The sequence below is a fragment of the Derxia lacustris genome (genome assembly GCF_002105195.1).
Taxonomy (GTDB): domain Bacteria; phylum Pseudomonadota; class Gammaproteobacteria; order Burkholderiales; family Burkholderiaceae_E; genus Derxia; species Derxia lacustris.
Genome location: NZ_MUHU01000011.1, coordinates 1 through 12,422, shown reverse-complemented (window position 1 = coordinate 12,422; position 12,422 = coordinate 1). Strand labels below are relative to the sequence as shown.

General features: G+C 69.0%; 6 protein-coding genes and 1 tRNA gene. 4 read left to right on the top strand and 3 right to left on the bottom strand.

Annotated features, from left to right (window positions below; genetic code table 11):
* Window positions 1-67 precede the first annotated feature (67 nt).
* The 4 genes from dnaG to B9P64_RS29085 all read left to right on the top strand — a co-directional run bounded on the left by dnaG (window position 68) and on the right by B9P64_RS29085 (window position 5,149).
* On the top strand, window positions 68-1,894 hold the full coding sequence (dnaG, locus tag B9P64_RS11455; RefSeq protein WP_085316381.1) for a DNA primase: 1,827 nt from the start codon (window positions 68-70) through the stop codon (window positions 1,892-1,894).
* 153 nt (window positions 1,895-2,047) lie between these two features.
* Window positions 2,048-4,453 carry an RNA polymerase sigma factor RpoD gene (rpoD, locus tag B9P64_RS11450; protein WP_085316380.1) on the top strand — a complete coding sequence of 802 codons (2,406 nt, stop codon included), beginning with the start codon at window positions 2,048-2,050 and terminating at the stop codon, window positions 4,451-4,453.
* Window positions 4,454-4,517: 64 nt separating this feature from the next.
* A tRNA-Ile gene (locus B9P64_RS11445) sits at window positions 4,518-4,596 on the top strand.
* Window positions 4,597-4,609: 13 nt separating this feature from the next.
* Window positions 4,610-5,149, top strand: a complete 540-nt coding sequence (locus tag B9P64_RS29085; protein WP_139826279.1) for a transposase — start codon at window positions 4,610-4,612, stop codon at window positions 5,147-5,149.
* A 494-nt stretch (window positions 5,150-5,643) separates the two neighbouring features.
* Here B9P64_RS29085 and B9P64_RS11435 read toward each other — a convergent pair whose 3' ends face one another.
* From B9P64_RS11435 to B9P64_RS25690, 3 genes are all read right to left on the bottom strand, one after another.
* Window positions 5,644-7,449 (bottom strand): hypothetical protein, encoded by a 1,806-nt coding sequence (locus B9P64_RS11435; protein ID WP_085316378.1) that lies wholly within the window; start codon window positions 7,447-7,449, stop codon window positions 5,644-5,646.
* Between the two features lie 46 nt (window positions 7,450-7,495).
* Window positions 7,496-11,917: a hypothetical protein gene (locus tag B9P64_RS11430; protein WP_085316377.1), complete on the bottom strand. Its 4,422-nt coding sequence runs from the start codon at window positions 11,915-11,917 to the stop codon at window positions 7,496-7,498.
* A 27-nt stretch (window positions 11,918-11,944) separates the two neighbouring features.
* Window positions 11,945-12,422: hypothetical protein (locus B9P64_RS25690; protein ID WP_085316376.1), on the bottom strand; the 478-nt coding region annotated here is incomplete at its 5' end.

The following is a 12,422-nucleotide window of genomic DNA, read 5'->3' as shown; positions in this document are numbered from 1 at the left end:
TCGCCACCGCCGGCATCCGCGCGCTGCGGCTGCCGGTGCCCGTCCAACCGCCTTCTCACGTCCGCCGATGATTTCGCAAAGCTTCATCGCCGATCTGCTCGACCGCGTCGATATCGTCGACGTGATCGGCGGCTACGTGAAGCTGCGCAAGGGCGGCGCCAATTTCTCCGGCCTGTGCCCCTTCCATGCCGAGAAGAGCCCGAGCTTCACCGTGAGCCCGACCAAGCAGTTCTATCACTGCTTCGGCTGCGGGGCGCACGGCAGCGCGCTTGGCTTCGTCATGGAATACAGCGGGCTCACCTTTCCTGAAGCGGTCGAGGATCTGGCCGGCCGCGTGGGCATGCAGGTGGTGCGCGAGGACGGCGGATTGCCGCCGGCCGAAATTGCGCGCCGAAAGTCCGAATCGGTTTCGCTCACCGACTTTCTCGGCCGCGCGGCCGACTTTTACAAGAAGCAATTGCGCGCCAGCCCGAAAGCCATCGATTACCTGCGCCAACGCGGACTCACCGGCGAAATCGCGAAACGATTCGGCCTGGGTTATGCGCCCGACGCCTGGGATGGCCTGCGCGCCGCCTTCGACAATTACGACGCGCCCGAGCTCATCACCGCCGGCCTCGTGATCGACAAGGAGGCCGAGGACGGCGCCAAGGCGAAGCATTACGACCGTTTCCGCGACCGCGTGATGTTCCCGATCCGCAATCCGCGCGGCGCGGTCATCGGCTTTGGCGGACGCGTGATCGGCAAGGGCGAGCCCAAGTACCTCAACTCGCCCGAGACGCCGGTGTTCCAGAAGGGCAATGAGCTGTACGGGCTGTTCGAGGCGCGCGAGGCGATCCGCGAGCGCGGTTATGCGCTGGTGGTCGAGGGTTACATGGACGTGGTGGCGCTGGCGCAAAGCGGCTTCGGCAATGCGGTGGCCACGCTCGGCACCGCCTGCACGCCGGTGCATGTGCAGAAGCTGCTGCGTCAGATCGACCGCGTGGTGTTCAGCTTCGACGGCGACAAGGCCGGTCGCAAGGCGGCCTGGCGCGCGCTGGAGGCGAGCCTGCCGCATGCCGGCGACGACAAGTTGCTGTCCTTCCTGTTCCTGCCGCCCGAGCACGATCCGGACAGCTTCGTGCGCGAGCGCGGCGCCGCCGCCTTCGAGGCTGAGGTGGCGAGCGCGATGCCGCTGTCGGCCTTCCTGCTGCACGAGCTGGCCGCCGATTGCGATCTGCGCACCGCCGAAGGGCGGTCGCGGCTGATGTCGAGCGCCAAGCCGCTCATCGGCCAGGTGGCGGGCGCGGCGCTGCGCACGCAGCTGGGCAACGAGCTGGCGCGGCTGGCGCAGATCGACACCGGCGCGGCGATGAAGGCGCTGGGCGTGTCGCGCTGGTCGCAGCGGCCGGCGCCGCCCAAGGCCGCGCGCGCAGCCGTCGCCTCGCTCGAACAGAACTTGCTGCGCCGGCTCGCGCGCCATCCGGTGCTGGCGCGCGAACTCGCGCCGGACGACGAAGCGGTGCTGCTGGCGGGCAGTCCGCTCGAGGAATCGCTGCGGCTGCTCATCCAGCTGGCGCGTGCCGGCGAGGGCGCGGTGACGACGGCGATGCTGCATGCGCAGCTTCAGCAGTTCGACCCGCCGGCCGAGTTGCGCGCAGCGGTCGATGCCGAATTGCCGGCCGCGCCCGCCGCCGGGATTGAGCCGAGTCAGGATTCACCCGAGGACGATGCCGAACTCGCGCCGGCGCGCACGGAACTTGCGCAAGGCCTCGCGCGCCTGAGGCTGAACCGGGTCGAGGCGGAAATCCAGCAGCTCATTGCGCAAGGAGCGGGCATGGACATGACCCAGTTTCGTGAGCTGCAAGCGGAGCGCATCAAACTCCGAACGTCTGGTAATGAAATATCCGGGGCTTGAAAGTGGCGCGTTTGCTACAATAATTGGTTTTCCATTCAAGGACTTGCGCCCGCCGCTCGCGTCTGTCGAGCCCGAAGACACCGGCGGCAAGTTGGTTTGCACGGGCTTTGCCACGGCGCCACCCGCGTCGTGCTCTGGATAACTCAGCGATCCATGGCGACTACCAAAGCGACAACTCCGGCAACAGCAGCAAGCAGGAAAGCCGCGGCTCAGCCCGCAAAGACGGCGGTTTCCACCGCAAGCAAGGTGAAATTGAGCACACAAGACCCTGAAGACAAGGCGGCCAAGCCCGCTCCCCGCACGCGCGCGCCCAAGGTGGCAGCCGAGCCGAAGGAAACCAAGGCCAAGGAAGTCAAGGCCAAGGAAGTGAAGCCGGCGGCCGAGGCCAAGGAAGCCAAGGCGGAAGCGAAGGCGCCGCGCGTGGCCAAGGCCAAGGCCGCGACCCCCGCGCCGGCGGCCAAGGCCAAGCCCGACGATGACGACGATCTCGATCTCGACATCAAGCCCGAACCCAAGGCTGCGAGCGACGTGCCCAAGGGCAAGCCCGGCCGCAAGCCCACGCGCAACCCCGACGCGCTCGACGATCCCGATGTGGCCGTGGCCGAGGCGGCCGAAGCCGCGCCGCGCATTCGCGGCAAGGGCGGCAGCAAGGCCGAGCGCAAGCTGATCCAGAACATCGGTGCCGGCGCCGAGAGCGACCAGGACATCGAGGTGCGGCGTGCGCGCCTGAAGGCGCTCATCAAGCTGGGCAAGGAACGTGGCTTCCTCACCTATGCCGAAATCAACGACCACCTGCCCAACGACGTGGTCGACGCCGAGGCGATCGAGCAGATCGTCGGCACGTTCAACGACATGGGCATCTCGGTCTACGACCAGGCGCCCGATGCCGAAACCCTGCTGATGAACGAGAACGTTCCGGCGGTGGCTTCGGACGAGGACGCCGAGGAAGAAGCCGAAGCGGCGCTGTCGACGGTCGATTCCGAATTCGGCCGCACGACCGACCCGGTGCGCATGTACATGCGCGAAATGGGCACGGTCGAGCTGCTGACGCGCGAAGGCGAAATCGAGATCGCCAAGCGCATCGAGGACGGCCTGCGTCACATGGTGCAGGCCATCTCGTCCTGCCCGACGACGATCAACCAGATCCTCGAACTCGCGGCCAAGGTGCGTGCCGGCGACATGGCGGTCGACGATCTGGTCGACGGCCTGATCGATCCGAATGCCGAGGACATTTCCCCGGCGGCCGTTTCTGCGGCGGCCGCTTCCGACGACGACGAGGAAGAAGACGTCGAGGAAGAAGAAGAGGAAACCGGTCCGGGCGGCGGCATGACCGCCAAGCAGATCGAGGAATTGAAGATCGTTTCGCTCGAGAAGTTTGAGCGCACGGTGCAGCAATTCGACAAGATGAAGCACGCGCTCGAAAAGTCCGGCTATATGAGCAAGGGCTATGTCGAGGCGCGCGAGGCCATCCTCACCGAATTGATGGGCATTCGCTTCACGGCCAAGATCGTCGAGCAGCTGTGCGATTCGCTACGCGGTCAGGTCGATGAAGTGCGCTCGCTGGAACGCCAGATTCTCGAAATCTGCGTCAACAAGTGCAACATGCCGCGCCAGCATTTCATCAAGGTCTTTCCGGGCAATGAAACCAATCTGGAATGGGCGGCCAAGGAAGTGAATGGCGGCCATGCCTATTCGGAAGTGATGGCGCGTTATCTGCCGGCGATCAACGAGCTGCAACAGAAGCTGATCGATCTGCAAAAGCGCGTGGTGCTGCCGCTCAAGGATCTGCGCGATGTGAACAAGCAGATGGCGACCGGCGAAGCCAAGGCCCGCAAGGCCAAGCGCGAAATGACCGAAGCCAATCTGCGACTGGTGATCTCGATTGCCAAGAAGTACACCAATCGCGGCCTGCAATTCCTGGATCTGATCCAGGAAGGCAACATCGGCCTGATGAAGGCGGTGGACAAGTTCGAATACCGTCGCGGCTACAAGTTCTCGACGTACGCAACCTGGTGGATTCGTCAGGCCATCACGCGGTCGATCGCCGACCAGGCGCGCACCATCCGGATTCCGGTTCACATGATCGAAACGATCAACAAGATGAACCGGATCAGCCGTCAGATCCTGCAGGAAACGGGTTCCGAACCCGATCCGGCGACGCTGGCGGAAAAGATGGAAATGCCGGAAGACAAGATCCGCAAGATCATGAAGATCTCGAAGGAGCCGATCTCGATGGAAACGCCGATCGGTGACGACGACGATTCCCATCTGGGCGATTTCATCGAGGACACGGTCACGCTGGCGCCGGCCGATGCGGCCCAGTATTCGAGCCTGCGATTCGTCGCGAAGGAAGTGCTCGATTCGTTGACCCCGCGTGAAGCCAAGGTGCTGCGCATGCGTTTCGGCATCGAAATGAGCACCGACCACACGCTCGAAGAAGTCGGCAAGCAATTCGACGTGACGCGCGAGCGGATTCGCCAGATCGAGGCCAAGGCGCTGCGCAAGCTGCGTCACCCGAGCCGCAGCGACAAGCTGAAGTCTTTCCTCGAAGGCAATTGATCGACGGAAACCGCGATTGCTGCAAATGGCATGAGCGGTTTCCTGCGGCAGAATTGAAATAGCCGGGCCTCTAGCTCACGCCTGGTTAGAGCAGCGGACTCATAATCCGTTGGTACTGGGTTCGACTCCCAGGGGGCCCACCATTCAGTAAGCCAAATGCCTGATTCGTCAGGCATTTGCGCGTCTAGGGTTCGCGGTTTGGGACTGGTGTCCCAAATCGTCATCCCATATTTCCCACAAAATCCATTACTTGCGCTGGCGGCATGGCCCGCTTGCCTTGTGTCTTGTAGCGCCTGCCGATCTCCCCGACCGGTAAGCCCTGCGATCCGAAGATCAATCCGCGCGACGGATGCTCGAATGATGCTGCCCATCTATTTCATGCGGCAATGGTTCGCGCTGTCCGATCTGGCAATGCAAGACGAGTTGCGCGAAAGCGAGCCTATGCGCCGCTTTGTGGAACTGAGCCTGATCGACGACGCAATCTTTCGATGCCGCAACCCTGCGATTCTGCGGGCTGAGAAAGGCCTGCAGTGGTACTTCTGCATGAAGGCCCATATCGGCATCGATACCGAATCGGCCATGGTGCATGGCGTTACTGCCAGTGCCGCCAGCGTCGACGACAAATGCCGTTCCGATGATCCACTGCACGGCGTGAGATCGCTGTCCTGGGTACGCGAAGTGCGAAATCTCGCCTAAGCAGGTTTTTAGTGCGGCCGGGATATGGTTCTGTGCATGCATCCATCTCGGATGCATCCATGAAAGGAACACATGCACGCCGACGATATGAAGTACTTGTACCAATTCGCTGTTCGTCTTGGTGAAAGCTCGGGGGCTTTGAAGCTCACATTGAACGAAGAAATTGATGCGGCGATCAGATTGGCTGACTACCTTGTACTTCCAACGAAAAGAACTGGCGAGGTTGACGTAATTGTTCACAAGGGTAGGTACAACTACGGGAGCCGATACACCATGATCTTGGCAATTAAAACGAAGGGTATTGAAGCTCTGGGAGACTGTTTTCATAAGGGCGGCTAGGTGACCTCCCTTCGGAACCTGGATTGGTGTGGTGCTTCCCAAGGTACCCACCAGAATGCAGAAGGGCGATTCGACGCAAATCGAATCGCCCTTTTTGCTCTTTGTGGCGCGGGAATCGTAATTGCAATTGCAGCAATTGCGATCAGACCCGGGTTTCACCCCTCCGCCTCATCAAACCGCAACCCGCTGTTGCCCTCGCCACGCCCCACGCTCACCCGCCGCGCAATCCAGCGCAGCCGCTCGCCGAGCGGGCCGCGCGCGAGTGCCGGCACGCGCCGCACCCGCACGCCTTCGCGCACGACTTCCTCGTCCTTGAGGTCGAAGGGCGTGGCGGCGAGCAGGGCGCCGCGGCTGTCGTCGCTGTCGCCGGTCGTGCCCTTGCGCAGCGCAAAGCCGCCGGCGGCGCCGCCCGCCACCGGCACCAGCGGAATCCAGTGGTGCGGCACGCTGCTGGCGAACAGGTATTGCAGATCGGTGCCGGCGAGGCGCTCGGGCACGGGCGGCGCGTCGGGCACTTCGTCGGCGCGGTTGCGCGGATCGCCGCTCGGGCCTTGCACGCTGCGCTCGACGGCCCAGGCCATGTTGGCGGCTTCGTCGCGCAGGATGAGCACGTCTTCGAGCGGGCGGCCTTCGAGGGTGCCGCGCGCGGTCGGAGGCACGAGCAGGCCGTCGACGGTGGCATCGGTGCCGGCGATGCTGAGTTCGAACAGCCGGAAGCGGCCGCCGCGCGTGCGGTCGTCGGCGGGCGGCACGACGATGGTTTCGCCGAAGGTGGTGGTGTAGCTGAGCTTGCGCACGGTGGTGAAGCTGCCGGCCGGCACGTCGACCGGCACGGCGAACCAGTCGCTGCTGTAGACCATCGCGAACTCGGTGAAGCACAGCCGCGCGAGGTCGTGGCGCTGGGTTTCGAGCTGGCCGAGGTTGACGCTGCCGTCCTCGAACTGCCAGAGCCGGTCGGACGGCATGCCGCCAAAGCGCAGCGGCGAGGCGAGCACATCGACTTCGACCGCCTGCGTGCTGTCGGGCGGGGCGGCGTCGCCGAGCGGCATGCGCAGGCCGCGCGCCAGGTCGAAGCTCGACCAGTCGACCAGGCCGCCGTCATGCAGCGGCGCGACCAGCACCTGATGCCTGGCCTCGCCGCCGGCGCGCACGGCAAAGCGGTATTCGAGCCGCTCGTCGATCCAGCTGGGCGTGGCGCCGGCCGGGCGCGGCGCGACCTGGGCGCGATACCAGGCGAGCCAATCGGCGGCGGCGAGCTTGGCCGCGTCGGGTGCGGCGGCGAGCCAGTCGGGCGGCGCGGGCAGGGCGGCTGCTGCGGCCGCGACCGCCGCCGCATCGGCCGGATCGGGCGCCGGACCGGCGGTGCCATAGCCCGCCGCTTCCAGCGACGCGGCCACGGCTTCGGCATCGGGCACACCGCGCGCGAGCGTGCGCCACAGGCGCGGACGCGGCCATTCGGTCTCGCGCACGCCGGCCGGCGCGGGCGCATCGACCGGCAGCGGAAAGCTCGCGGCGAGCGCGCTGGCGTCGAAATCGGCTTCGGCCAGCGCGCGCAGCAGCACATGGCCGGCCTCGGCCAGCAGCCGCCAGCCCGGGCCTTGTGGCGCCGGCGGTTCGGCTTCGACCGCCGGCTCCAGCGGCTGGTTGTTGCCGAGCGGCAGCGCGCCGTCGAGCACCGGGTTGGCGCCGAGGTCGCCCGGGCGCCAGCCGCTGAGCAGCTGGGCGGTGGCCAGCACGTTCACGCCGAGCGGCGTGCCGGCGTCCTCGCCGGCGAACTCGCCGAACTGCCATTGCCGGCCCAGCGCCCAGAGCGGATCCAGCGTGCTCATGGCCAGCCCGGGCGCCGGATCGCCGGTGACCGAGACCGGCTCGAGCCGGGTCCAGGCCGGCGGTTCGAGCAGCGCAAACCTCAGCTCGGCCAGGATCGGCCGGTTGGCGATGACATTGACGGTGTCGCTCATGACGGCAGCTCCGGTGCGGATTGGGTCGGGACGCGGACGGCGCGGCTCATGGCGCTTCCTTGACGAACTGGGCGATGGCGCCGAGGTCGGCGATCTTTTCGGCCACGTAGCGCAGGTCGAAGGCGCTTTCGCCTTGCAGCGACCAGCTCGATGCGTAGAGCGCCGGCAGCACCCGCGCCGCGCCGTTGGTGCGCTCCAGCGTGACGAGGCGGATGCGCGCCAGCTCCAGCGTCTCCTCCAGCAGCGCGTTGAGGCGCGCGGTGGTCCAGCGGCCGCCGTCGGGCGAGATGCCGAGCAGCAGGCTTTGCGGCGCGCGCGCGCTGGCGGCCTGGCCTTCGAAGGCGATGCCGGTGGTCACGCGGGTGGCGACGGCGGCGTCGGCGTCGGCGCCGGTCTTGCCGCGCACCGGCAGCTGATCGACCCAGTGATCGAGGAGCAGCCCGGCGGCGCTCGCGGCCGGGTCGTAGCCGGCCGGTAGCTCGGCCACGATGCTGACGGTTGCGGCGTCGGGCGTCTCGGCGGTGGGCGGCATGCGGTCGCCGACCCACCAGTCGGCCGTGATGCGGCCGGGCGCGGCCAGTTGCGCCAGCGCGAGGCTGGCCGGCAGGCCGAGCGTGTCGCCGAGCATCAGCGCTTCGAGCTGGCGCCGGGCGCCGTCGCGCACCGAGGCGGCGTCGGCCAGATAGCGCCGCAGCGCGGCATCGCCGGCCGTGACGGCGCCGGGCGCGAAGGCCGCCTGCCAGCCGTCGGGCGCGGCCGGCGCGGCGAGCGCGACCGGCAGCCGGAAGCCATCGCCGAACACCGCCTCGGCCGCGCGTTCGATGTCGTCGGCGCGCAGCGGCCGGCCGGGCGTGAGCGCCGCCTCGCCGCGCTGGATGCGGCGCGCCGCCTCGGTGAGCGCGAGCTGGGCCGCGTTGGGCAGACCGGCGTCGGCCGTGTCGGGCAGCGAGATGCCGAAGGCGGCCAGCGCTTCGAGCGCGGCGCGCAGCGGCCCGGCCTCGACCGGCGCATTGGCGAGCAGCGCAGCGACCGACTGGGCGCGCAGGTCGAGCGCATCGATGGCGCTGTTCAGGCGCTGGAAGGCAGCGTCGAGCGCGGTGGCGTCGGTCGGCCGGCTGTCGGGCATGCCGGGTGCGGCCAGATCGTCGGCGGCGAGCGGCCGGGCGCTGGCCAGCACCGAGCGCAGCGTGGCGGCGAGTTCGGCCACATCGCCGATCGCGCGCTGGCCGGCCGGCAGATCGGCGTCGGGCAGGTCGAGCCAGGGCGTGTCCGCATCCCAGCCGGCGCCGGCCAGGGCGGCGCGCAGGCGCTGTTCCAGCAGCCGCACGCTGCCGGCTTCGAGCACCAGATCGAGGGCGCAGAAGCCGCTGTCGGCGAGCGTGATGACGCTGGCGTCGGCGCGCCGCGCGACCGCCACGCTGGCGGCATCGCCGAGGCGCGCGACGGCCCAGGCCTCCAGCTCGGGCGCGGCCCTGGCGCGCGGGCGGGCCGCATTCCAGCTCGGGCCGGCGGCTGGCAGCAGCGTGAGCAGCCGGTGGGTGATGGGCGCGCCCTCGATGCGCGAGGCGGCCACGTCGGGCAGCGGCGCGGCGGTGTCGCCGCCGCTGGCCGCATCGAGCGCGGCGCCGGCGCGCGCCGCATTGCCCTGCGCCAGCTGATGCACCGACTCGGCCATGAGCAGATCGGCGACCGCATCCAGATCGGCGGCGGCGGTCTCGATGGCCTTCTTCACCGCGCCCCATTCGGCGGCGCTCAGTGCCGGCCACGGGTAGGCGGCGTCGAGATAGGGATTCTCGGTCGGGCGCTGGTTGATCTTCTGCAGCACCTTGGCGGCGTTCCAGCCGGCGACCTTGCCCTGGTATTTCTCGATCAGGTCGATGCCGTCGACCACGTTGTTGGCCGCCAGCACCTCGATGTCGCCGCGCGGCACGGTCTGGCCCCGGTCGGTCAGCCGGCCCTGTTGCAGCGGCGCGATGGTGCGCAGCGACAGCACGATGCGGTCGAGCGCCGCCTCGTGGATGCGCCGCTCGATCGCATAGCCGAGCAGGCCCGACAGCGTCTGGCCGCCGCGCACGCCATCCAGCAGATAGCTGGCGCGCCGCACGCGCTGGCTGCTCAGGTCGATGGAGAAGGCGCCGGTGTCGGCCCTGGAGCTGTTGTGCGTGAGATAGGCGCTGCGCAGGATGCCGGCGGTGGCGGCATGGGCGGGGCTGGGCGCATGCACATAGCCGCCGTCGGGCGCGCTGGCCCGGGCCGGCACGATGTTCTCGACCCAGCCGAAGGCGCCGACGACGAGGCCGGTCTCGGCGACCGGCTTGAGATTGCGCCGGCGCGATTCGACCAGCGCCGTCAGCCAGGCGTCGAGTCGGTGCGAGGCGCAATCGAGCGTCTCGGCGACCAGCAGCCGGTGGTCGTAGCGGTAAGCGTCAGCAGGCTTGGCGGCATCGGCTTCGAGTTGCGCGGCCCAGGCTTCGATGGCGGTGCGCAGCTCGGCCAGCCGGCCGTTCGCGCCGAGCCAGTCGGTGAGGGCGCGGCTGCCGAATTCGGCGCGCGCGGCGGCATTGCTGCTCTTGAACGCGAGGTCGGCAAAGCCGCTGCGCAGCGCCGCGACCGGCTGCACTTCCTCCAGCGATACCGCATGCAGCTCGGGCGCGGTGGCGGCAATGCTGGCGGCCTCGCCGAAGAACACCTGCGCATCGATGCGCTCGGCGCGTTGCGCGCGCGCCGCCAGCCCGGCCACGCGCTCGCGCGCCGCGCCGTCGACCAGCGTGGCCACGCCGATGGCATCGATCAGCCGGCCGCCGCCGCTCGCGCGCGCCACTTCGGCCGAGGCGCGCTGCCAGCCGAGCGCGACCAGCGCCTGCAACACGCTGGTGATCTCCGGCGTCTGGCCGGCGACGATGGCGCGCAGCGCGGCGGCATCGCGCCCGGCATCGGCCAGCGCCAGCCACAGCGGCCGGCTGGCCGACAGCGAGCCGGTCGGATGCACCAGGCTGGCATTGGCGATCAGGTCTTCCCAGATCAGCTCGTCGATCAGGTTCTCGACCGCCAGCTCGTTGGCCGAACCGCCCGTGACCTTGCTGGCGAGCTGGGCGAACGGCGACGACAGCACGCTGCGCACCCGCAGCGCGACCGAGGCCGGCGCCATGCCGAGCAGCTCGGGCAGCACGGTATCGGTCTCGCCCTGGCCCAGATGCGGCAGATCGGCCGCCGCCGCCAGCCACTTGCCGCGCAGCTTGGTCAGCAGCGCGAGCAGCCGCGTCTCGAAGGGATTGCTGGCCGCAAAGCCGGCCTTGAGCGTGGACACCGGCAGCAGGCCGTAGGGCTGGCGGCCGATGCGCAGCGTGGGCAGCGGGCCGCGGCCGCGCAGGTTGTCGCGCGCAAAGCGGCGCGCGTTCTCGCGGTCGCCGGCGGTGAGCGTGGCGCGGCCGTTCTGCACCGTGGTGATGCGGTCGAGGAAGGTGGCCCAGGTGGCCGGCCAGAGCGCGGTTGCGGCCTGACCGGCGAGCGCCGGCTCGGTCGCCTCGGCCAGATCGAGATTGGCGAACAGCTCCGCCGGCAGGCCGAGTGCCGCCGCGAGCGTGGCGGCATTGCTGCCGGCCGCCGGCGTGAAGCCATCGCGCGCCGGCGGCTGCGGATCGAGCCGGCGCTGCCAGCCGGCGCGCTCCTCGCTGGTGTTGTTGGTCGGCGTGCCGGGCGCGACAAAGGCCAGGCCGTCCGAGCAGGCATGCGCTTGCAGCAGATCGGCCAGATCGGCGCGCGACTGCCCGGGCGCGACGGCGCCGCGCACGCCCACGGCCAGCAGCCGATCCACCGGCTGGCCCGGCGCCGGCAGCGCAATCGTCAGCGCCAGCCCGAGCTGTTCGGCCACGGCGTAGTCGGCGATCCATTCGGCGCCTTCCACCAGGGTCACGCCGTTCACCTTCTTCATCGGCCGGCCGTCCTTGGCGAACATGCCGACCGGCAGTTCGGCCGGCAGCGGCGCGCCGGTCTGGCTGATGCGCTGGCCGCCCTGGATCACGGTGACGGTGAAGCGGTCGGGCAGCAGCCGCGCCATTGCCGGCGCGCCGAGCTGGGCGGCGGTGGCCGGAAACACCGGCGCGGCCTCGGTGGCGCGCGCCGCCAGATTGGCCGGCGTGAGCGCCACCGCAACCCAGCGCGCGCGGCGCTTGCCGACCGCATCGACCAGCACGCGCCAGGCCGCGTCGGTGCCGGTGGCGTCGGCGCGCCAGACGGCGGTCCACCAGTCGCGGCCGGCGCCGGCTTCGGCATCGGTCAGGCCGCGCTCCAGCGTGTCGATGTGGATGTCGTCCGGAAACAGCCGCACCCGCAGCGCCTTGCGGTCGTCGCTGTAGCGGGTCTCGATGCGCACCGGCAGCAGCAGCAAGGGCAGCTCGCCGGGCGCGTCGTTGGCGTCGGGCGCGGCCAGCGGACGGCCGCGCGCGGCGGCCAGGTCGAGATCGGGCATGGCGGGTCTCCTCGGGAGCCGGGCGGCTCAGGCCATCTTGTCGATCAGCTTGCGGGCGTCGAAGGCCGCGCGAACCGGGTTCTGGAGCAGGGCGCGCGCGACGTTGGCGGCGCTGGTCTGCCACGCGAAGGTGGCGGGCGTGGAACGGTCGTCGGTGATGGACAGCGCGCGCGAACGCGGCGACAGGAAGCGGTCGAGCATCAGCCGGCCGGCGGCGTCGGTGAGGTCGTTCCAGTCGAGGTTCTTGCGCTGCACGCCGAACTCGCCGGTGCGCGGATTGCCGGCATCGAACAGGTCGAGGCCGAAGCGCGGCGCGGTCGGATGCTCGGCGAGCAGGAACCACCAGTCCTCGGCCTGCACCTGCTGCTTGGTCAGGTTGAAGCCGACCAGCGTGATGTCGGGCACCAGCGGCAGCTGGAACACGATGCGCGCATGCGACGAGGGATCGGCCGCCGGATCGGAGAACTGCGGCCGGTCCTGGGCATCGCGGTGATGCGCGCGCATC